Here is a 21,505-nt window from a genome sequence, read left to right on the forward strand (position 1 = left end):
GCGGCGGGGGTCTATAAGTTGGTTATGAGCGAAGAACACGCGCTGGTCATTGTTGCCGGCTATCAGGGCCTCGATGCCGCCCGCCACGACTTTCAAACCCTGACCGACCGCGCCAAGGCCAAGAGCCTGCGGATGCGCGACGCGGTGCTGGTCGGCAAGGACGCCGAGGGAAATCGCGTGTTCGTCGACAGCGGCAATCGCCTGGGCCGTCGCGGCGCCAAGTGGGGTGCCGGCGCGGGCCTTGCCGCGGGCCTGCTGTCGCCGGCATCGGTGGTCACCGCGGCAGTCGGCGCCGCGGCCGGCGCCCTGGCGGGCACCTTCTTCAATCAGAAGGTCAAGGGCGGGCTATCCGACAAGATCGGCGAGCAGATGGCCGCCGACAGCGCCGTGATCGTTGTCCTGGCTCCGGGCGAATCGCGGCTTGCGGTCCAGCAGGCGCTGACCGGATCTCCGATGAAATCGGTTGCCGAGCTTGCTCATTCGACATTGCGCGGCTTCGGCGCGGCGCTAGGTGAGGCGATGGGCAAGTTCAGCCCGGACCGCACCCGGTTGCCGATACCCCAGCGCGGCTTCGGCGGCACCGTGGGCCGCACCGTGGCGGAGTCGGTGGGGGACTGGACGATCGTGCCCGGCGCCGCCGCGCCCGAGGGCGCGCCGAACGTGCTGATCGTGCTGATCGACGACGCCGGCTTCGGCGGGCCGGACACCTTCGGTGGCGCTATCCGCACCCCGACGCTGTCCCGGCTGGCACGTAACGGTCTGGCTTACAACCGATTTCACGTTACCGCGGTGTGCTCGCCGACCCGCGCGGCGCTGCTGACCGGACGCAACCACCACCGGGTCGGCTTCGGATCGGTGTGCGAGTTTCCGGGCCCTTACCCGGGCTACTCGACGGCCAAGCCGCGCAGCTGCGCCGCGCTGCCGCGGATTCTGCGCGACAACGGTTATGTCACTGGCGCTTTCGGTAAGTGGCATCTGACTCCGGACAACGTGCAGGGTGCCGCGGGTCCCTTCGACAACTGGCCGCTCGGCTGGGGATTCGACCACTTCTGGGGTTTCCCGTCGGGAGCCGCGGGCCAGTACGACCCGATTATCAGCCAGGACAATTCCGTGCTCGGCATACCGCAGGGCCAAGAAGGCAAGCCGTACTACTTCCCCGACGATCTCACCGACAAGGCCGTCCAGTGGTTGCACACCGTGCGGGCGGCCAACGCCACCAAGCCGTGGATGATGTACTACGCGACCGGCGCCACCCACGCGCCGCACCACGTGTTCGCCGAGTGGGCCGACAAGTATCGCGGTCAATTCGACGAGGGTTGGGATGTCTACCGGCAGAATACCTTTGAGCGACAAAAGCAGCTCGGGATCATTCCGCCCGACGCCGAACTCACCGAGCGGCCCGATCTGTTTCCGGCGTGGGACAGCTTGTCGCAGACCCAGCGCAAGCTCTATGCCCGGCAGATGGAGGTGTTCGCCGGTTTCTCGGAGAACGCCGACTGGAATGTCGGTCGCCTGCTGGACGCGATCGACGGTCTCGGCGAGTCCGACAACACGCTGGTTTTCTACATCTGGGGCGACAACGGCGCCAGCATGGAGGGCACCAACACCGGTTCGTTCAATGAGATGACGTTCATCAACGGCCTGGATCTCACCGCCGAGCAGCAGTTGGCACTCATCGAGCAATACGGCGGGATCGAAGCGCTGGGCGACGAGGACACCGCACCGCATTTCGCGAGTGCCTGGGCGCACGCCAACAACACCCCGTATCAGTGGGGCAAACAGATGGGCAGCCACCTCGGGGGCACCCGCGATCCGATGGTGGTGGCCTGGCCGAGCCGGATCCGGCCCGACGCTCAAGTGCGCGACCAGTTCACCCACTGCATCGACATTGCGCCAACGGTGTTGGAAGCCATCGGTTTACCGGAACCGAGCAGTGTCGACGGCTTCGACCAGGAGCCGATGGACGGCACCAGCTTTATCCACACCTTCGACGACTCGGCGGCACCAGAGCGGCACACCGTGCAGTACTTCGAGAACTTCGGCAGCCGCGCGCTGTACAAGGACGGCTGGTGGGCCTGCGCCCGGCTGGACAAGGCGCCATGGGATTTGTCGCCGCAGACGATGCAGCGCTTCGCGCCGGGCAACTACGACCCCGACGACGACGTCTGGGAGCTGTACTACCTGCCTGACGACTTCTCTCAGGCCAACGACCTGGCAGCCGAGCATCCCGACAAGCTCGCGGAGCTGATCGAGCTGTGGTGGCACGAAGCCGAAAAGAACCGGGTACTACCGCTTCTCGGCGGGCTGGCGGTGATGTTCGGCGACCTGCCGCCGCTGCCCACCACCGCGCGGTTCAGCTTCTCCGGCGGCGTGCAGAACATTCAGCGCGGGATGGTGCCGCGCATCTTCGGCCGTTCCTATGCGATCGAGGCGCGGCTGCACATCCCCGAGGCCGGGGCGCAGGGGGTGCTCGTCGCCAACGCCGACTTCATGGGCGGGTTCGCGTTGTGGGTCGACGCGCAGGGCAAGCTGCACCACACGTATTCGTTCCTCGGCGTCGAAACCTATCGGCAGGTGTCGACGGAGGCACTGCCCGTCGGGGATGTCACCGTGCGGATGCTGTTCGAGTCCGCCGAGCCCGTTGTCGGTTCGGGTGGACGCGTGACGCTATGGGCCGACGATCGGTTGATCGGAGAGGGTGAGCTGCCCCAAACGGTGAGTCTGGCTTTCACCTCGTATGCCGGGATGGACATCGGCCGCGACAACGGATTGGTCGTCGATCGTGAATACGAGGACAAGGCGCCCTACGCGTTCACCGGAACCGTCAAAGAGGTCGTGTTCGACCTGATGCCGGTTCCGGTGAACGCTGAGCAGGCGTTGCACGAGCACGCCGCTGTCCAAGCTGTCGGACAGGGGGCGGCCGGCTAGCCGTTGTCGCCAGGCAGCGCGCGGGTCAAGGCGTCGTGAATGCCCTGGTTAATGCGATCCGCGGCCAGTGGGCTGGCGAATGGGGGCGGTGCCCCGCAGGTACAGGAAAATTGGTTGAACACCACGTCCGCGCTGGCGGGTGCGGCGAGTCCAACCGTGGCACCCAGAACGACCGCGCCACCGATTATTATCTTCGTGATCATTTTTAGTCCTCCGTCTGTTCACCTGTTGTTAAAGTGTACGCACGGACGGAGGCGCAACGGCGTCGGCTCGCCGTTTTGTGGTGGTTTGTGGCCGTTTCGTTAGGTCGTCGGCGGTGCCGGCGGAGGTGCAGGCTCCGGCGGCGGTTTGTACTGCGGGCAGTAGGCGCGGATGGCCGCGCCGACGAAGTAGCCGGCGTCGTAGTCGGGCAGGCTGCTGCTGTTCATCACGTCGATGACGACTTCGTTGGGCGTCATCCCCTGGGCGAGGTACTCGCAGACCTTCCGCGCTGCCGCGATCGCAGCGGGGACGGACTCGTGGGTGATGCCGTCGGAAATCAGCAGCTGGATGAATTTGTCATCGTTCGCGTCCGCGTGGGCGACAGGAGCCAGCCCTGCGCCCAGCACGCCAAGCGATACGGCCATCGCAGCGACAAGTCGGGTGCCCGACGGAATCTTCAGGGAGCCGGGCTTGGCAATTTTCACGTTCCTCATCATCGCTCAAATCGCGATCGTTGCCAATGTGAGCAACTCTGGCCGAGAGTTGAACATGGTCGTTTTCAGCGCCGGCATATCCATCACCCGCCCGAGGTGATCGAACCGTCACTGCGGTAGGTAATTTGACCCCCATGCCGTATGGACGATTGCTGCCGCTGGCGCTGCTGGCGGTCTGTCTTGTCGGCTGCGGCGTGCAGCACGTATCGGCGGCCACGCCGCGCGATCTGGCCGGCAAGTTTCGATCCGGCGGCCTGGACCGCACCTATCTAATGCACGTGCCACCTGGCGATCCCGTCGGTTTGGTACTCAGCCTGCACGGCGGCGGCGGCAGCGGAAAGGGCCAGAAGGGTCTGACGGACTTCGACGCCGTCGCCGACGCCAACAACCTGCTGGTGGTTTACCCCGACGGCTACGACAAGAGCTGGGCCGACGGGCGGGGAGCGTCGCCCGCCGATCGCCGCCATGTCGACGACGTGGGCTTCCTGGTGGGGCTGGCCGACAAGCTGCGCAACGACTACAACATCGCGCCCGGGCACGTATTCGTCACCGGGATGTCCAACGGCGGCTTCATGTCCAACCGGCTGGCTTGCGATCGTGCTGATGTTTTTTCGGCGATCGCGCCGGTGGCGGGCACGCTGGGCGTCGGTGTGGCGTGCAATCCGTCGCAGCCGGTTTCGGTGTGGGAGGCACACGGGACCGCCGATCCGCTGGTGCATTTCAACGGCGGGGACGTACGTGGTCGCGGTGGGCTGAGCCACTCCATTTCGGTCAAAAGCATGGTGGACAAGTGGCGTTCGGCCGACGGCTGCCAGGGCGCCCCGGTGGCCCAGGTATTGCCCAACGTCGGCGACGGCACCGTCGTGCACCGCATCGAATCGACGGCGTGTGCGGCGGCCACCGAGGTGGTCTTCTATCAGATCGACAACGGCGGGCACACCTGGCCGGGCGGCAAGCAGTATTTGCCGAAGGCGGTCATCGGGCCGACCACGCGAGTGTTGGACGGATCCGAATCGATCGCGCAATTCTTCCTGGCGCATGCCCGCGACTAGTGGTCGCCGATTCGCATTGTTCCGCAGGATTTCCCGATCGGGTTGAGCAACGTGTTTCAGAAGTTCGCCCAGAATTTGGGATCAGCGCTGACAGGACGGACACCAGTAGGCCACCCGGGCGGCGGTGTCGTCGACGTTGATGCGCGTGCCGCAGCGCCGGCAGCTCTGCCCGGCGCGGCCGTAGACCCACAGCTGCCGGCCCGCCCGGGTGTCGCCGGTGGTGCAGCGGTTCCAGCGGAAGCGGTTGGCCCACAGCATGTCCCGGGCTCGCGACACTAAACGGCGCGGGTCTGCGATCGCGCTGACCGGTGCGGTGGGCAAGTGTCCACTGACGAAACACAATTCGTTGCAGTAGACGTTGCCGACCCCGGCCATCACCCGCTGGTCGAGCAACGCCTCGGCCAGCGGCCGGTCGGGGCTTGCGACCACGTTCGCCGCGGCGCGGTCGGGATCCCAGTCCGGGCCCAGTAGATCGGGTCCCAAATGGGCGACCGCTTCGCCGTCGCGATCGCGATCGAGAATCTCGAGCACGCCAAGATCGATGCCGACAGCGCGAATAGCGTTGGCCTCCAAGATAATACGCGCCCGATGGTCTATTCGCACCGGACGATTCCCGACTCGCCAACTGCCGTCCATCTTCAGATGTGAGTGGATGCTGGCCCGCCCGGCCCGGATGAACAGGTGCTTGCCGCGGCTGAGCACCTCGTCGACCACGGTGCCGGTCAGGTCGACGGTGGCGAATTGTGGCACCCGGACGTCGCAGCGGGTCAGCGTTTGCCCGGCCAGGTGCTCGCGCAGCAGGGCCGCGGTGTGCCAGACGGTGTCACCCTCGGGCATCGGTCATCACCGCAGCCGCATTCCGCGCGGGGTGCGCGCAAAGCCCGCTTCCGACAGTGCCTCGGTGACCGGACTCGGCCCGCCGGGCAGCGGCTGCAGTGCCGCCACCCCGTTGATGCGTTCGACCAGGATCGACTCCACGCGCCGGGCGGAGACCAGGTCGGCCAGCCCCTGGGCCGCCGCGTGGTGGGCGCCGGGATCGTCGGTGAACGTCAACAGCGACCGCCCGCCGCGCTCGAGGAACCAGGCCAGCTCGCCGTCGACCAGCACGACGAGCGCGCCGGCCTTGCGGCCCGGGCGCGGCCCGTCGGTCGCGGGCCAGGGCAATGCGGCCCCGTACGGGTTGGCGGGGTCGGCGGCGGCCAGCACGACCGCCCGGTACTCGGGTCGCTCCGGGTCGATCCCGTCGAGATAACTGCGCAGCCGGTCGACGGTCGAGGCCACGGCGAATTGGGCGCCGCCCAGCGACTCGACGAAGTATCCCCGCTGACACCGGCCGGCTTCTTCGAAGGTGCTCAGAACCTTGTACAAAGTGGCGAATCCCCCCGGCACATTCTCCGACATCACCGCGCCCCTGGTCAGCACGCCATGCCGGTTGAGCAGCAGTTCGGCTTGGTAATGGGCGCGCAGGGTGGAATCGGGCTCCGGCGCCGGCAGCGCCGACCAGCGCCCGGCCACGGTGGGGTCGGTGGTCCGGGAATGCGGATGCGCGACGCTGTACCGGCTCAGCCGCGGCGGCCGGCGGGTGCGGTGCGCGGGGGCCGAGCGCTTGCGAGTCCCGGCACCCGTCAGCACCGCGCGCACCGGGGCGAACGTGTCGCCGGTGATCCAGCCGGCCCAGATCAGTTCCCACAGCGCATCTTTGAGTGCGGCCTCGGAATGGCCGGTGTCGAGCTGGCGGAAAAAGTACGCACCGCCGCCGGCGAGGGTTTCCAGGATCGCGCGATGGGTGTCGGCGAGGTCGATCTCGTCGGGTGCCGTCAGGGTCAACGGCGCCGAATCGCCGGCGTGCAGCGCGATCCAGCCGTCACTGCCCGAGATCGACCCGGCGCCCGACCAGGTGACCTCCCCGGCCGCCAGCAGCTCGTCGAGCATCGCCGGTGAATAACCGGCCACCCGCGGCGCCAGCACCAGCGGCTCGAGCGCCGACGCCGGTATCCGCACTCCGGCCAGCTGATCTATCACGGCCATCAGCCCGTCCAGGCCGCTGGCCGCCGCTGCAAGGTGATGCCAGGCCGGCAGGAAGCGTCCGTAGGCGGCGGTGCTGACCGGCTCGACCTGAGCGCGCAGCGCCGCCAGCGAACGCCGTCGCAGTATCCGCAAAACGTCTGCGTCACACCATTGTTCGCCGCCCACACCGCCGCCGGAAGCGACGAAGTCGCCGCGCACCAGCCGGCCGTCACCGGCTAGCCGGTTCAGCACGTCGGCCGTCACCCGCAGCCCCAGCCCGAAGCGGGCGGCGGCCTCGGCCGTGGTGAACGGGGTGCGGGTGCGCGCGTAGCGGCCCAGCAGCTCGCCGAGTGGGTCGGCCACCTGCTCGGTGAAGGTGGCCGGGACGCCCAGCGGGACAGCCACCCCGACCGCGTCGCGCAGCCGGCCGATGTCCTCGATGGCCACCCACCAGCTGCGGCCGGCGAAGGACACCGTCAGCGCGCGCCGGGCGGCGCGCAGGCCTTCCAGCCAGCCGCCCACGTCGGCGACCTCGGACCGCGCGGCGACCTCGTCTTCGGTCAGCGGGCCCAGCAGCCGCAGCAGGTCGGCAACCGCCTCGGCGTCGCGCGCGGCCCGCTCGGCGGTCAGATGCTGCAACTGGCGGCCCGTCGCGGCGATGACGTCCGGGTCGAGCAGCTCGCGCAGCTCGACCCGTCCGAGCAGCTCGGCCAGCAGCGTGCTGTCCAGTGACAGGGCCGCGGCGCGGCGCTCGGCGAGTGGGGAATCGCCTTCGTACATGAACGCGCCGACGTAGCCGAACAGCAGCGACGCGGCGAACGGCGACGGCTTGGGTGTTTCGGCCTCGAGCACCCGCACCCGGCGGTTGGCGATGCCCGTCATCAAATCGACCAGCGCCGGGACGTCGTACACGTCCTGCAGGCATTCTCGGACGGTCTCCAGCACGATCGGAAAGTCGGGGTATTTGCGGGCCACGTCCAGCAATTGCGCGGCGCGCTGACGCTGGTGCCACAGCGGCGAGCGGCGGCCGGGGTGGCGCCGCGGCAGCAGCAGCGCACGCGCCGCGCATTCCCGGAAGCGGGACGCGAACAGTGCCGAGCCGCCCACTTCGGCGGTGACGATCGGGTCGATTTCGTCGGCGTCGAAGACGAAAAGCTCGGCGCCCAGCGGGGCGCCCTCCTGGCTGGAGAGCCCGGTGTCGGGCAGATGCACGACGATGCCGTCGTCGGAGGCGGTCGGCTTCTCGTCGATGCCGTAGCGCTCGGCCAGCCGCCGGCCCACCGCCAGCGCGAGCGGGCCATGGACGCGCAGCCCGTACGGCGAGTGCAAGATCACCCGCCAGTCGCCGAGCTCGTCGCGGAATCGTTCGACCACCAGGGTGGTGTCGGTGGGAATCGCCGAAGTGGCGGTCCGCTGGTCGTCGAGCAACACCCACAGGTTGTCGGTCGCGTAGTCGTTGAAACCCAATGCGGCGCAACGTGTTCCGAATTCTTCGCGGCTCAGCCCGGCAAGTTCGCCGGTGAACGCGCCCAGCGCCGCGCCGAGCTCGGCGGGGCGGCCTACGCCGTCGCCGCGCCAGAACGGCAGCCGGGCGGGCAGGCCCGGCGCCGGAATCACCAGCACCCGATCGTGGGTGATCTCGGTGATCCGCCAGCTGGTCGCCCCCAGCGAGATCACATCACCGGGCCGCGACTCGTAGACCATCTCCTCGTCGAGTTCACCTACTCGCGAAGGCTTTTCGGCTTCACTGGCCAGGTAGACGGTGAACATCCCGCGATCGGGGATCGCGCCGCCAGATGTGACGGCCAGCCGCTGCGCACCGGGCCGGGCGGTCAGCGTGCCGGTGTCGCGGTCGTAGACCAGGCGCGGCCGCAGTTCGGCGAAGTCGGTGGACGGGTATTTGCCGCTCAACAGGTCCAGGGTGGCCTCGAACACGCTGCGCGGCAGGGTCGAAAACGGGGCACTGCGCCGTACCGTGTCGAACCACCGGTCGGCGTTCAGCGGCTCGAGCGCGGCGGCGGCGACCGTCTGCTGGGCCAGGATGTCGAGCGGGTTGGACGGCACCCGCATGCTCTCGATCTGCCCGGCCAGCATCCGCTGCACGCTGACCGCGCAACTGATCAGGTCGGTGCGGTGCTTGGGAAACAGCACACCTCGGGACACCTCACCGACCTGATGGCCGGCCCGCCCGATGCGCTGCAGGCCGCTGGCGACCGACGGCGGCGCCTCCACCTGGATCACCAAATCGACGGCTCCCATGTCGATGCCCAGCTCCAGGCTCGACGTGGCGACCACGGCCTTGAGCAGCCCGCGTTTGAGGTCGTCTTCGACCAGGGCGCGCTGTTCCTTGCTGACCGAACCGTGGTGCGCGCGAGCCAGCACGGTGTCGGCGCCGTAGGTCTGGCCGCTGCCCATGATGTGCGCCGGAGCCCCGCCCGGCACCTTGCGGTTGGCCGTTTGATTGTCCGGGGCCGACAGTTCGACACCGCTGCGCTCGGCGTGAATCTCGTTGAGCCGCGCGGTAAGTCGTTCGGCCAGCCGGCGCGAATTCGCGAACACGATGGTCGAGCTGTGTGCTTCGATCAGGTCGACCAGGCGGGCCTCGACGTCGGGCCAGATGGAGGGGGTACCGCCCGCTTGCGGGGGAGTTTCGGCCAGGTTGGCCATGTCGGGCACCGGTACCTGCACGGTGAGCTGAAAAGACTTGGCCGACGGGGGAGCCACCACCCTTGTTGGGGTGGTCGGGGCGGTACCGGACAGGAACCGCGCGAGCTCCTCGGGCGGGCGCACCGTCGCCGACAGTCCGATGCGCTGGGCGGGCCGCCCGTCGCGTGACAAGTCCTCCAGCCGCTCCAGCGACACCGCCAGGTGTGCGCCGCGCTTGGTTGCGGCGATCGCGTGCACCTCGTCGACGATCACCGTCTGCACGCCGGCCAGCGTGTCGCGCGCGGCCGAGGTCAGCATCAAAAACAGCGACTCGGGGGTGGTGATCAGCACGTCGGGCGGGGAGTTGATCAGCTGACGGCGCTGCGCCGGCGGGGTGTCACCCGAGCGGACCCCGACACTGATGTCGGGGGCGGGCAGGCCGTGGCGCTCGGCGATTCGCCTCAGCCCGGCCAGCGGCGTGCGCAGGTTGCGCTCCACGTCGACGGCCAGCGCCTTGAGCGGGGAGACATACAGCACGCGGGTACCGCGCGGACGATCGTCGGCGACCGCGGAGCGGGCCAACGAATCCAGGGCCCACAGGAACGCCGCCAGCGTCTTACCGGATCCGGTCGGCGCTATGACCAGCGTGTTGTTGCCGTCGGCAATGGCATCCCAGGCCGCCGACTGCGCGGTGGTCGGGGCGGGGAAGGTGCTGGTGAACCACTCGCGGGTGATTTCGCCGAACCGCTGGAGTGCTTCGGTGCTCATCTAGTCATGGTGCCAACGGGCACCGACAGACGTCGCTACCCCTGTGGTTGGTGCCGAGCGGTGGCCATCGCGTGCGCGAGCTCGTCGGGAATCTCGGGCACCCGGGTGATCGCGTCCAGCAGGGTGTGCGCGCAGGCGTCGGCCAGGCGCTCGGCACTGGTGGTCGGGTCCATGATGCGCTGACGGCACAGCTCGAACGTGAACGCGATCCAGCCGTTGAGGATCACCCGCAGGTCCCGTTCGACGTCCGGCGCCAGCTTGGCTCCCGGAACCGCGGCCACGACCTCATGGATGCGGGTCATGATGTGTTCGAGCTGGCGGTTCTTGGCGTCGTCCTCGACGCCGAGTAGAACCGGGTCGGACCGGCCCAGGCCGACGTAGGCAGCCCAGGCGGCTTCCGGGTTCTGTTCGTGGTAAGCCATGTAGGCCAGCACGCCCATCCGCGCCTCTTCGAACATCGTCAGCCCGGTCATCGGCTCTTTGTTCGTCGCCTCGTAGAGCCGGTCGGCCTCGTCCTTGACCACCGCGGCAAAGAACGCTCGCTTGTCGGGGAAGTAGTGGTACATCAGCGCCCGAGAGACGCCCGCCCGCTCGGCGATCTCGTCGATGCGGACCTCGTCATAGGGCCGCTTCCCGAAGACTTCCGCCCCTAACGCAAGCAGTTCGGCGCGTCGGTCCTCAGGGGACAACCGCCTCCTAGCCGTTGGCATGTGTCAGATAGTACTCACGAAGACCGGCAGACAATTCAGCTTGCGTTTATCCGAACTCCACACCTTGAGCCAACGGCAGCTCGCTGGAGTAGTTCACGGTGTTGGTGGCCCGTCGCATATAGGACTTCCACGCGTCCGAGCCGGATTCCCGTCCGCCGCCGGTTTGCTTCTCGCCGCCGAACGCGCCGCCGATTTCGGCCCCCGACGTGCCGATATTGACGTTCGCGATACCGCAGTCGGAGCCGTCCAGGAATCGCTCGGCCTCGCGCAGATCGGTGGTGAAGATGGCCGACGAGAGCCCTTGCGGCACGCCGTTGTTGAGCGCGATCGCCTCGTCCAGCTCGTCGTAAGTGAGCACGTAGAGGATCGGCGCGAACGTCTCGGCGGCCACGATGTCGCTCTGTGCCGGCATGCGCACCACCGCCGGTGCGACGTAGTAGGCGCTGGGATACGCCTCGCCCCAGGCGTCCTGGTAGTCGCCGCCGGTCACCTCGCCGCCCTCGGCGCGTGCCTGCTCCAGCGCGCCGACCATGTCGCGGTAGGCGGTCTCGTGGATCAGCGGGCCGATGAGCGTGTCCGGCGCCGACGGGTCGCCGATCGGCAACTGCCGGTACGCGGCGGCCACCCGTTCCACGACCACGTCGGCCAGCGAGCGATGCACGATCAGCCGGCGCAGGCTGGTGCAGCGCTGACCGGCGGTGCCGGCGGCGGCGAACACGATGGCGCGCACCGCCAGGTCCAGGTCGGCCGACGGCGTCACGATCGCCGCGTTGTTGCCGCCCAGCTCCAGCAGCGCCCGCCCGAAGCGCGCGGCCACCCGCGGACCGACTTGTTGGCCCATCCGCACCGAGCCCGTCGCGGACAATAGCGCGACCCGCGGGTCGTCGACCAGCCGCTCACCCAGGTCGCGCTCGCCCAGCACCAGCCCGCTGACCGCGGGAGGGGCGCCCACGTCGGCGGCGGCCCGCCGGATCAGCGCCTGGCAGGCCAGCGCGGACAACGGCGTCAGCTCGGAAGGCTTCCACACCACCGTGTCCCCGCACACCAGGGCCACCGCGGTGTTCCACGCCCACACCGCGACCGGGAAGTTGAACGCGGTGATGACCCCGACCACGCCCAGCGGATGCCAGGTCTCGGCCAGCCGGTGCCCCGGGCGCTCCGAAGCGATGGTCCGGCCGTACAGCTGGCGCGACAGGCCGACCGCGAACTGGCAGATGTCGATCATCTCCTGCACTTCGCCCAGGGCCTCGGAGGTGATCTTGCCGACCTCGAGCGTCACCAGCGTCGCCAGGTCGTTCTGGTGTTCGGTGAGCAACTCGCCGAGGCGGGCCACCAGGGCACCGCGCACCGGAGCCGGGGTGGCGCGCCAGGTGGAAAACGCCTCGGCGGCCGCGGCGATGGCGTGGTCGGCCTGCTCGGGCGCGGTCGGTTCGACGGTGAAAAGCACCTCGCCGGTGATCGGCGTGCTGGCCGCCAGGCCATGTCCGTCCGGCTCGCCGAGGCTGACGTCGGCGCCGGTCGCCCGCAGGGCCTGACGTGCGCGGGCCCGCAACTGCTCAGAGGTCGTCATGCCGATGCCTCCTCGTAGAGACGATAGGGGTCATGGATATGGTGGCCGATCGCCCCGGCCAGCCACTCGGCGCTGTACTCGAAACCGTCGATGCCGGTTCTGAAGGCCGCCCGGGCGTCGCGGTCCAGGTTGGACCGGAAGATCCCCGCCGCCGAGGCCGGCAGGAAGTCTTCGTAGACGATCGGGACCGCCGGGTCACCGCCGCGGTAGTAGGCCAGCCCCTGGGCGGCCATCTCCGTGTCGGTCGACGGGAAGTAGTCGCTCCAGACTCCGGCGGGATCCTCGGCGGCCATTGCGGCGTCGTAGCGTTCGCGCCCGCGCGGGGTCAGCGCCACACCGCGCGCCTCGACCTCGCCGAACCGCACCCGGAGACTCCCCGCCGTCACGGTCCCGTCACGGCCGCGAAACAGGCATGGTTCGGCCAGCGCGCGAAATGACGTCTGGCGCAACAACACCGCGGGGCCGTCGGTGCGCGGCGGGCCCTGGATGGCATCGATCATCGTGATGCCGTGTCCGGTCATCCGCTGGTACAGCTCGTCGATGTCCAGCACGCGCGGGGTCAGGTGGTTGATGTGGGTGGAACCGACCCCCGCGATGTCGGCGGCCACCGCGCAGACCCGGGACAGCTCGTCGTACCAGGCCTTGTTGATCGGTTCGCGCGACAGGGCGAAGGCGCCCACCGCCGCGGCGACGAACGCGTCAGCTTCTTCGGCGTCGCAGGCACCCTCGGCGGCGATGCGCCGGGCCCGACCCAGCAGCGCGGGGTCGAACAGTTCACGGCGCGCGATGAACGTCTCGACGCGGGTACGCAGGTCGGTATCGAAGTACCGCGCGTCGCGGGTGGCCAGCATCGACGTGAACACCCGAAAAGGATTGCGCGACAGCTCGTGTGCATCGATAGGCCGAAAAGCCGTCGATACCACCGGAATCGGCGAGTGGGCGCGGCGTAGGTCGTAGTATCCGACGGGTCTCATGCCGAACGCCGCGAACAGGTCGGCGATCGCGGCCAGTTCGGCTGGGCTGCCCACCCGGATGGCGCCGTGCCGCTCGGCGGTGACCCGCGCCAAGGAGCCCAGACGTTCGGCGCTGCGATGACGCGCCACATACTCGGCGTTGACCTGCCCACTGACCTCCACCAGGGTGCCGTAGGCGGGCACCTCGCCGGCGTACATCGCCGACAGCCCCGCCGCGAAGCGCTCGCGGAGCTGCCAGGTCACCAGCCTTTTGACGCGGCTCACGGTTAATCTCTGGCCATGAGTGAGACGCTCGACGACATCGACCGGATCCTGGTGCGCCGTCTGGTCGCGGACGGACGCGCCACCCTCGCGGAACTGGCCGCGAGTGCCGGCCTGTCGATCTCGGCGGTGCAGTCCCGGGTGCGTCGGCTGGAGGCCCGCGGCGTGATTTCGGGATACTGCGCGCGGATCGACCCCGAGGCGGTCGGGCACGTGCTATCGGCGTTCGTGGCCATCACTCCTCTTGATCCTTCCCAACCCGATGATGCGCCCGCCCGCCTGGCGCACATCGAGGAGATCGAGGCGTGCCACTCGGTGGCGGGCGAGGAAAGTTACGTCCTGCTGGTGCGCGTTGAGTCCCCGCGGGCGCTCGAGGATCTGCTGCAGCGAATCCGGACTGCGGCCAACGTCCAAACCCGCAGCACGATCATCCTCAACACTTTTTACAGTGATCGCCAACACGTACCATAAAATCTACGACAATATCGTCATAAATCCGTAAATACTCAGATAGCATGGGCGCTATGACCGCCGTCCTGTCGCAAGCCCACGGCGTCCACGACGCGCTGTCGCGCAGCATGCTGGTCGATGGTTTTGACTTCGTGCTCGACCTGACCCGGTCGTCCGGCTCGTATCTGGTCGACGCCCGCGACGGCCGGCGCTATCTCGACATGTTCACCTTCTTCGCCTCGTCGGCACTGGGGATGAACCATCCGGCACTGGCCGACGACGAGGAGTTCCGCGCCGAACTCACCGTGGCGGCGCTGAACAAGCCGAGCAACGCCGATGTGTACACCACCGCCATGGCCGGCTTCGTCGAGACCTTCGCCCGGGTGCTGGGTGACCCGGCGCTGCCGCACCTGTTCTTCATCGACGGCGGCGCACTCGCGGTGGAGAACGCGCTCAAGGTGGCCTTCGATTGGAAGAGCCGGTACAACGAAAAGCGCGGGATCGATCCCGAGCTCGGCACCCGGGTGCTGCACCTGCGCGGTGCCTTCCACGGCCGCAGCGGCTACACACTGTCGCTGACCAACACCAAGCCGGCCACAGTGGCCCGCTTCCCGAAGTTCGACTGGCCGCGCATCGACGCGCCGTACATCCGGCCGGGCCTGAACAAGGCGGGCATGGACGCGGCCGAAGCCGAGTCGCTGCGCCAGGCCCGGGCGGCGTTCGAGGCACACCCGCACGACATCGCCTGCTTCATCGCCGAACCCATCCAGGCCGAGGGCGGTGACCGCCACTTCCGGCCCCAGTTCTTCGCGGCGATGCGCGCGCTGTGTGACGAATACGAGGCGTTGCTGATCTTCGACGAGGTGCAGACCGGCTGCGGGTTGACCGGAACCCCGTGGGCCTACCAGCAATTGGGCGTGCAGCCCGACGTCGTGGCATTCGGCAAGAAGACCCAGGTGTGCGGGGTGATGGCCGGGCGGCGGGTCGACGAGGTCGCCGACAACGTCTTCGCGGTCTCCTCCCGGATCAACTCGACGTGGGGCGGCAACCTGACCGACATGGTGCGGGCGCGGCGCATCCTCGAAATCATCGAGGCCGACGGACTGTTCGATCGGGCCGCCGAGCGGGGCCGTTATCTGCTGGGCCGGCTGGTCGAGCTCGCCGGCGAGTTCGACCAGCTGGTGTCCAACCCCCGCGGTCGCGGGCTGATGTGCGCGTTCAGCTTGCCGACCAGCGCCGATCGTGACGAGTTGATCCGCCGGCTGTGGCACCGGGGCGTGATCGTGTTACCCGCCGGAGACGACGGCGTGCGATTCCGTCCCGCGCTGACGGTGTCGCGGGCCGAAATCGACATGGCTGTCGCGGCGGTGCGTAACTGTCTGAGAGAAATGGGTAACTAATCCTTCGGTGCGGACGAAACACCAAACGGAGTCAGCACGCGGGATATGAGGTTCTCAATGCCGAAAGCAGACGAGCGATCACGGGGTGATCGTCTGGGTTCCGAAGACAGCGAGGTGCGCGCGGCCATCCGCTTTACTGTCTTGGCGGCGGCCGCGGGAGTCGGTTTCATCGTGATGGCCGCCTTGTGGGTCAGCACCTGCCCGGGAACGGGCGTGGACACCGCCGCCTGCGGCGCGCCGCAGCGAACCGTGCTCGCCGTCGGGGGCCCGCTGATCCTGTTGGCCGGCGGCCTGTGGGCGTTCGTGCGGACCTACCGGGTATGGCGGGCCGAGGGCACCTGGTGGGGCTGGCACGGCGCGGGCTGGTTCTTGTTGACGCTGATGATCGTCGCGGTCTCGATGGGTGTTCCGGCAATTGCCGGTCCGGCGCTGGGGGGCTCATAATCAGAGGTGCGACCCTAGGAGCAGCCATGGGAGACACCTATCACGACCCCGTCGACCATTTGCGGACGACGCGGCCGCTCGCCGGCGAATCACTGATCGATGTATTGCACTGGCCCGGATACCTGATGGTGGTGGCCGGGGTGGTCGCGGTGTGCGGAAGCCTCGCGGCCTTCGGCACCGGACACCAGCACGAGGGCATGACCGCGGGTGTTACGGCACTTGTCGTCACGGTGGTGGGCCTGGTGTGGCTGGCCGCCGAACACCGTCGGGTGCGCCGGATCTTCGATCGGTGGTACCTCGACCACCCCGATGCGGTCAGGCAATCGCCAGATTCGTAGGTTATCCGCCACGTCGAGTGGGTATCAGGTCTAAACCATGATGAGTGCCCATGATGATTTTGCGCGCCATATCGAGCGACATCCCCGGCCGCGATGAGAGCTAACCAGGTGGGCTGTCCCGACCAATGGAGCGCCCCTAAGCGAGGGGTAGTGTGAGCCAAACGTTGCCGGGAGACCAAATGACCGATGCTGGATTGCGCGCTGACAAGCGTCAACGCGGGCACAGAGCCGTCGAATTGCATGTTGCTGCGCGCCTGGAGAACCTGGCCATGCTACGCACGCTGGTGGGTGCGATCGGCACCTACGAAGACCTGGATTTCGACGCCGTGGCGGATCTGCGGCTCGCGGTCGACGAGGTGTGCACGCGGTTGATCCGGTCGGCCACCCCGGACGCGACGCTGATCGTGGTGGTCGACCCGCACGAAGACGAATTGGTGGTCGAGGCATCCGCCGCATGCGACACCCACGACGTGGTGTCGCCGGGCAGCTTCAGCTGGCATGTGCTGACGTCGCTGGCCGATGACGTCCAAACTTTCCACGACGGTCGTGAACCCACCGAAACCGGTAGCGTCTTCGGTATCAAGTTGACGGCGCGACGGGCGGCCGCTAGCCGGTGACAGCGCAAGCTGACGGCGGTTCGGGCTCGTCACGCCCAAACGAATACGCCGATGTTCCGGATATGTTCCGTGAGCTGGCCACGGTGTCGGCCGACTCGGCAGAATTCCAGCGCCAACGGGACAAGATCGTCGAGCGGTGCCTGCCGCTGGCCGATCACATCGCCCGCCGGTTCGAGGGTCGCGGCGAACCGCGCGACGACCTGGTTCAGGTTGCGCGGGTCGGATTGGTCAATGCCGTGGTGCGCTTCGACGTCGACGCCGGATCGGACTTCGTGTCGTTCGCGGTACCCACGATCATGGGTGAGGTCCGTCGGCACTTCCGGGACAACAGCTGGTCGGTCAAGGTGCCGCGGCGCCTCAAGGAGCTGCATCTGCGCCTCGGCAGCGCGACCGCCGATCTGTCGCAACGCCTCGGGCGGGCGCCGACGGCAACCGAACTCGCGGCCGAGCTGGAAATGGATCGCGCCGAGGTCGTCGAGGGTCTGGTCGCGGGCAGCTCGTACAACACCCTGTCCATCGACAGCGGTGGGGGCGGCGGCGATGAAGAGGACGCGCGGGCCATCGCCGACACGTTGGGTGACGTCGACGCCAGCATCGATCGCATCGAGGACCGCGAGTCGCTACGTCCGTTGCTGGAGAGCCTGCCCGAGCGAGAGCGAACGGTGTTGGTGCTCAGGTTCTTTGAGTCGATGACGCAGACTCAGATCGCCGAACGAGTCGGCATTTCGCAGATGCACGTCTCGCGGCTGCTGGCTAAATCGCTAGCTCGGCTCCGCGACCAGCTGGAGTAGCGGCCGCGCGTTGGGGCTCACGCTCCACGCGACCCGCTCCAGCAGCGGCTCCTCCATCGGTGTCGTCACCGGCAGGGTGCCGTCCGGGTCGCACACCCGCAACAGTCGCATGACCGCCGGGCTGGGCACCATCGCCCAGCTGAGTTGGGCGCCCGAGCACACCACGTTGATCCGGTGCAGCGCCGAAAAGCCGGACGTGCCAATGAAATCGAGATTGCGTAGATCCAGGATCACTCGCTTGGCGCGGCGCGCGTTGCGCTGCACGTAGATCGCGAGCTGATCGGAGTTCGCGGCGTCGAGTTCACCGTCGACCGTGATGAGCGTGCCCGACGCGCTCCAGGTGGCGCTGAATTGAGCCGTTCGGCATTGCTGCCAGGATTGAGCCACAGACATTGCTTCACTCCCTCATACCGAGGATTGGTGTGAGGACTACGCCATCGGTGGAACGCCGAAAGTAGGGGATTCGCCGTCAGCGCCGCTCACGTAGTCCAGGCGGCTGTGAACTCAACCTGACTCGAACCCTACCCTCGGTGCCGGACACCGACAACGTTTACCTAGCTCATTCCCAGGAAGCCTGGTCAGCAGCTATTTGATTTCGGCGAGGACCGTGCCCTGGGTGATGGCGATGCCGGCTTCCACCGCAAGACCGGTGATGGTGCCGTCCTTGTGGGCGGTGACCGGGTTCTCCATCTTCATCGCCTCCAGGACCACCACCAGCTCCCCGACCACGACCTGCTGGCCCTCCTCGACCGCGACCTTGACCACGGTGCCCTGCATCGGGGCGGTGACCGCGTCGCCCGAGGCCGCCGCGCCGCCGTGCGCGCCGCGCTTGCGGGGCTTCGGCTTCTTGCGGACGACGCCGGCGCCGGTCACGCCGGTACTGCCACCGTTGGACAGCGCCAGATCGCCGGGCAGCGACACCTCGAGCCGGCGGCCGTCGACCTCGACGACCACCTTTTGCCGGGGCTGAGTCTCCTCCTCGTCGAGCGGCTCACCGCCGGTGAACGGCTCGACGGTGTTGTTCCACTCCGTCTCGATCCAGCGGGTGTGCACCGCGAAACTCTTACCGTCGCCGACGAACGCCGGGTCGGACACCACGGCGCGGTGGAACGGGATGACCGTGGCCAGGCCCTCGACGTGGAATTCGTCCAGCGCGCGGCGCGAGCGCGCCAGCGCCTCCTCACGGGTGGCGCCGTACACGATCAGCTTGGACAGCATCGAGTCGAACTGGCCGCCGATCACCGATCCGGCCTCGACGCCGGAGTCCAGCCGCACGCCGGGGCCGGTCGGGATGTCGTAGCGGGTGACGGGGCCGGGGGCGGGCAGGAAGCCGCGGCCGGCGTCTTCGCCGTTGATCCGGAATTCGATCGCGTGCCCGCGCGGTGTCGGGTCCTCGGTGATGTCCAGCTTTTCGCCGTTGGCGATCTTGAACTGCTGCAGCACCAGGTCGATGCCGGCGGTCTCCTCGGTGACCGGGTGCTCAACCTGCAGACGGGTGTTGACCTCGAGGAACGAGATCAGGCCGTCCTGGCCCACCAGGTACTCGACGGTTCCCGCGCCGTAGTAGTGCGCCTCTTTGCAGATCCGCTTGGCCGACTCGTGGATCTCCTTGCGCTGCGCGTCGGTCAGGAACGGCGCCGGGGCCTCCTCGACCAGCTTCTGGAAGCGGCGCTGCAGCGAGCAGTCGCGGGTGCCGGCGACGATAACGTTGCCGTGCTGGTCGGCGATCACCTGGGCCTCGACGTGGCGCGGCTTGTCCAGGTAGCGCTCGACGAAGCATTCACCGCGACCGAAGGCCGCGACGGCCTCACGGGTGGCCGACTCGAACAGCTCGGGGATCTCTTCGATGCTGCGGGCCACCTTCATGCCGCGGCCACCACCGCCGAAGGCCGCCTTGATCGCGACCGGCACGCCGTACTCCTTGGCGAAGGCCACCACCTCGTCGGCATCCTTGACCGGGTCGGGGGTGCCGGGCACCAGCGGCGCCTGGGCGCGGGCGGCGATGTGGCGGGCGGTGACCTTGTCGCCGAGATCGCGGATCGACTGCGGGCTGGGCCCGATCCAGATCAGGTTGGCGTCCAGGACCGCTTGGGCGAAATCGGCGTTCTCCGAAAGGAAGCCGTAGCCCGGGTGGATGGCGTTGGCGCCGGACTTAGCCGCCGCGTCGAGAATTTTGCCGAAGTCCAGGTAGGACTCGGCGGAAGTCTGACCGCCCAGGGCGAATGCCTCGTCGGCCAGACGCACGTGCGGCGCGTCGGCGTCGGGCTCGGCGTACACCGCCACGCTGGACAGACCCGCGTCGCGGGCCGCCCGGATCACCCGGACAGCGATTTCGCCGCGGTTGGCGACGAGCACCTTGGAGATCCTTGAGCTGGCGTGACTGGCCACTGCGCCTCCTGTTTTGGCCTATCGGCAGAGATTGTTCTGCGTGCGTCTCTAAGAGAATTTCTTACAACGATTTCGGGGGAAGTCTAAGCGCCGCGCCGTCGGGACGATGAGGCGGTGTCGGTATTCGGGGGTTACTCGGCGGTAGCTTGCAGGCGTCTTTTGATGCGGGCCAGCATCGCCGACATGCCCCGCAGCCGCAGCGGACTGATCAGAGCGGCCAACCCCAGCTCGCTGTAGAAATCTTCGGGCACCGCCAGGATGGCCGCGGCCGGTTGCTCGTCGAGGCCGGCGGCCAGGATCGACGCGAATCCACGGGTGGTGGGCGCTTCGGCGGGAGCGCTGAAATACAGCCGCACCCGGTTGGGGTCGTGCGCGTCGACATGCAAGAACAGCGGCGACTGGCACTCGGGAACAGGTTCCATCGCCGCTTCGGCCAGATCGTCGGGCAACGCCGGCAGGTCGTCGGCGAACTCCAGCAGCAGCTTCAGCTTGTCCTGACCCTGCACTTCGGCGAAGTCGGACACCACCTCGGCCAGGGGAGCGGGCAGAGTCATCAGGCCGGTACGGCTCCCGGTGCCTGGCCCGGTTCGGAGCCCGCGACGATCGGCACCCGCACGGTGTTGCCCCACTCGGTCCAGGACCCGTCGTAGTTGCGCACACCGGGCTTGCCCAGCAAGTGGGTGAGCACGAACCAGGTGTGGCTGGACCGCTCGCCGATGCGGCAGTAGACGACCGTCTTGTCGTCGGGTTGCAGGAAACCGTAGAGCTCGTCGAGTTCCTCGCGGCTGCGGAACCGGCCGCTCTCGTCGACCGCCTTGCCCCACGGGATCGATCGGGCGGTGGGGATGTGGCCGGCGCGCAGCGCGCCCTCTTCGGGGTAGTCGGGCATGTGCGTGCGCTTGCCGGTGTATTCGTCCGGGGAGCGCACGTCGATCAGCGGCTGGCTACCCAGGATGTCGAGCACGTCGTCCTTGTAGGCGCGGATCGGCGCGTCGTTGCGGGCGACGACGGGGTAGCCGGTCGAGGTCTTGGTCGGCACCTCGAGGCTGGTGTCCCGTCGCTCGGACAGCCACAGGTCACGCCCGCCGTTGAGCAACCGCACATCGGGGTGGCCGAACAACGTGAAGACCCACAGCGCGTACGCCGCCCACCAGTTGCTCTTGTCGCCGTAGATCACCACGGTGTCGTCGCGCGAGATGCCCTTGCGGTCCATCAGTTCCGCGAATTGCTCACCGGAGATGTAGTCGCGGACCCGCGGGTCGTTGAGGTCGGTGTGCCAGTCGATCTTGACGGCGCCGGGGATGTGCCCGATGTCGTAGAGCAACACGTCCTCGTCGGATTCGACGATCGCCAGACCGGGCGAGCCGAGGTGGCCGGACAGCCAGTCGGCGGTGACTAAGCGTTCGGGGTGGGCGTAGGCCGACAGCGTGGGGCTTGAATCGGGGGGTAGCGGCACATGGCAAAGC

Annotated in this window: 19 protein-coding genes; 8 read left to right on the forward strand and 11 right to left on the reverse strand. The window is 68.0% G+C overall.

Annotated elements, in window-relative coordinates; translation table 11 throughout:
• Nucleotides 1-24: 24 nt before the first annotated feature.
• Complete coding sequence (locus ACAG21_RS24150) at nucleotides 25-2,928, forward strand: arylsulfatase (protein ID WP_370498784.1); 2,904 nt, start codon at nucleotides 25-27, stop codon at nucleotides 2,926-2,928.
• On the opposite strand, the gene ACAG21_RS24155 is transcribed toward ACAG21_RS24150, so the two are convergent.
• Nucleotides 2,925-3,131: a hypothetical protein gene (locus tag ACAG21_RS24155; protein ID WP_370498785.1), complete on the reverse strand. Its 207-nt coding sequence runs from the start codon at nucleotides 3,129-3,131 to the stop codon at nucleotides 2,925-2,927. The two genes, ACAG21_RS24150 and ACAG21_RS24155, sit on opposite strands and share 4 nt — an antisense overlap.
• A gap of 99 nt (nucleotides 3,132-3,230) precedes the next feature.
• Nucleotides 3,231-3,614, reverse strand: coding sequence for a DUF732 domain-containing protein (locus ACAG21_RS24160; protein WP_370498786.1), 384 nt, complete (start codon nucleotides 3,612-3,614; stop codon nucleotides 3,231-3,233).
• Between the two features lie 143 nt (nucleotides 3,615-3,757).
• Here ACAG21_RS24160 and ACAG21_RS24165 point away from each other — a divergent pair, with 143 nt between their 5' ends.
• Nucleotides 3,758-4,675 carry a PHB depolymerase family esterase gene (locus ACAG21_RS24165; RefSeq protein WP_370498787.1) on the forward strand — a complete coding sequence of 306 codons (918 nt, stop codon included), beginning with the start codon at nucleotides 3,758-3,760 and terminating at the stop codon, nucleotides 4,673-4,675.
• Nucleotides 4,676-4,756: 81 nt separating this feature from the next.
• Here ACAG21_RS24165 and nei2 read toward each other — a convergent pair whose 3' ends face one another.
• From nei2 to ACAG21_RS24190, 5 genes are read right to left on the reverse strand one after another with little or no spacing between them, the layout of a single operon-like run.
• A complete protein-coding gene (gene nei2, locus ACAG21_RS24170; RefSeq protein WP_370498788.1) occupies nucleotides 4,757-5,512 on the reverse strand; it encodes an endonuclease VIII Nei2 in 756 nt (251 codons plus the stop codon).
• Nucleotides 5,513-5,518: 6 nt separating this feature from the next.
• On the reverse strand, nucleotides 5,519-10,096 hold the full coding sequence (locus ACAG21_RS24175) for an ATP-dependent helicase (protein WP_370498789.1): 4,578 nt from the start codon (nucleotides 10,094-10,096) through the stop codon (nucleotides 5,519-5,521).
• Between the two features lie 35 nt (nucleotides 10,097-10,131).
• Nucleotides 10,132-10,806, reverse strand: a complete 675-nt coding sequence (locus tag ACAG21_RS24180) for a TetR/AcrR family transcriptional regulator (RefSeq protein WP_370498790.1) — start codon at nucleotides 10,804-10,806, stop codon at nucleotides 10,132-10,134.
• Between the two features lie 46 nt (nucleotides 10,807-10,852).
• Nucleotides 10,853-12,376, reverse strand: a complete 1,524-nt coding sequence (locus tag ACAG21_RS24185; RefSeq protein ID WP_370498791.1) for an aldehyde dehydrogenase family protein — start codon at nucleotides 12,374-12,376, stop codon at nucleotides 10,853-10,855.
• On the reverse strand, nucleotides 12,373-13,614 hold the full coding sequence (locus ACAG21_RS24190; RefSeq protein ID WP_370498792.1) for a 2-oxoadipate dioxygenase/decarboxylase family protein: 1,242 nt from the start codon (nucleotides 13,612-13,614) through the stop codon (nucleotides 12,373-12,375). The genes ACAG21_RS24185 and ACAG21_RS24190 overlap by 4 nt, the downstream gene beginning before the upstream one ends.
• Before the next feature lie 15 nt (nucleotides 13,615-13,629).
• On the opposite strand from ACAG21_RS24190, the gene ACAG21_RS24195 reads away from it, so the two are divergent.
• The 6 genes from ACAG21_RS24195 to ACAG21_RS24220 all read left to right on the forward strand — a co-directional run bounded on the left by ACAG21_RS24195 (nucleotide 13,630) and on the right by ACAG21_RS24220 (nucleotide 17,651).
• Entirely contained in the window at nucleotides 13,630-14,082 is a 453-nt protein-coding gene (locus ACAG21_RS24195) for an Lrp/AsnC family transcriptional regulator (protein WP_370498793.1), read from the forward strand.
• Between the two features lie 44 nt (nucleotides 14,083-14,126).
• Complete coding sequence (lat, locus tag ACAG21_RS24200; RefSeq protein WP_370498794.1) at nucleotides 14,127-15,461, forward strand: L-lysine 6-transaminase; 1,335 nt, start codon at nucleotides 14,127-14,129, stop codon at nucleotides 15,459-15,461.
• A gap of 57 nt (nucleotides 15,462-15,518) precedes the next feature.
• Entirely contained in the window at nucleotides 15,519-15,905 is a 387-nt protein-coding gene (locus ACAG21_RS24205) for a hypothetical protein (RefSeq protein ID WP_370498795.1), read from the forward strand.
• A gap of 26 nt (nucleotides 15,906-15,931) precedes the next feature.
• Complete coding sequence (gene usfY / locus ACAG21_RS24210; protein WP_096285189.1) at nucleotides 15,932-16,243, forward strand: protein UsfY; 312 nt, start codon at nucleotides 15,932-15,934, stop codon at nucleotides 16,241-16,243.
• 179 nt (nucleotides 16,244-16,422) lie between these two features.
• Nucleotides 16,423-16,860, forward strand: a complete 438-nt coding sequence (locus tag ACAG21_RS24215; RefSeq protein ID WP_370498796.1) for an ATP-binding protein — start codon at nucleotides 16,423-16,425, stop codon at nucleotides 16,858-16,860.
• Nucleotides 16,857-17,651: an RNA polymerase sigma factor SigF gene (locus tag ACAG21_RS24220; RefSeq protein WP_342929720.1), complete on the forward strand. Its 795-nt coding sequence runs from the start codon at nucleotides 16,857-16,859 to the stop codon at nucleotides 17,649-17,651. The genes ACAG21_RS24215 and ACAG21_RS24220 overlap by 4 nt, the downstream gene beginning before the upstream one ends.
• Here ACAG21_RS24220 and ACAG21_RS24225 read toward each other — a convergent pair.
• The 4 genes from ACAG21_RS24225 to ACAG21_RS24240 all read right to left on the reverse strand — a co-directional run bounded on the left by ACAG21_RS24225 (nucleotide 17,622) and on the right by ACAG21_RS24240 (nucleotide 21,495).
• Nucleotides 17,622-18,044 carry an STAS domain-containing protein gene (locus ACAG21_RS24225; protein WP_370498797.1) on the reverse strand — a complete coding sequence of 141 codons (423 nt, stop codon included), beginning with the start codon at nucleotides 18,042-18,044 and terminating at the stop codon, nucleotides 17,622-17,624. The two genes, ACAG21_RS24220 and ACAG21_RS24225, sit on opposite strands and share 30 nt — an antisense overlap.
• A gap of 192 nt (nucleotides 18,045-18,236) precedes the next feature.
• Nucleotides 18,237-20,039 carry a biotin carboxylase N-terminal domain-containing protein gene (locus tag ACAG21_RS24230; RefSeq protein WP_370498798.1) on the reverse strand — a complete coding sequence of 601 codons (1,803 nt, stop codon included), beginning with the start codon at nucleotides 20,037-20,039 and terminating at the stop codon, nucleotides 18,237-18,239.
• 131 nt (nucleotides 20,040-20,170) lie between these two features.
• Complete coding sequence (locus ACAG21_RS24235) at nucleotides 20,171-20,593, reverse strand: SufE family protein (protein WP_370498799.1); 423 nt, start codon at nucleotides 20,591-20,593, stop codon at nucleotides 20,171-20,173.
• Nucleotides 20,593-21,495, reverse strand: coding sequence for a sulfurtransferase (locus tag ACAG21_RS24240; protein WP_342929724.1), 903 nt, complete (start codon nucleotides 21,493-21,495; stop codon nucleotides 20,593-20,595). The genes ACAG21_RS24235 and ACAG21_RS24240 overlap by 1 nt, the downstream gene beginning before the upstream one ends.
• Nucleotides 21,496-21,505 lie beyond the last annotated feature (10 nt).

The organism is Mycobacterium sp. pR1184, from assembly GCF_041287235.1.
Lineage (GTDB): Bacteria > Actinomycetota > Actinomycetes > Mycobacteriales > Mycobacteriaceae > Mycobacterium.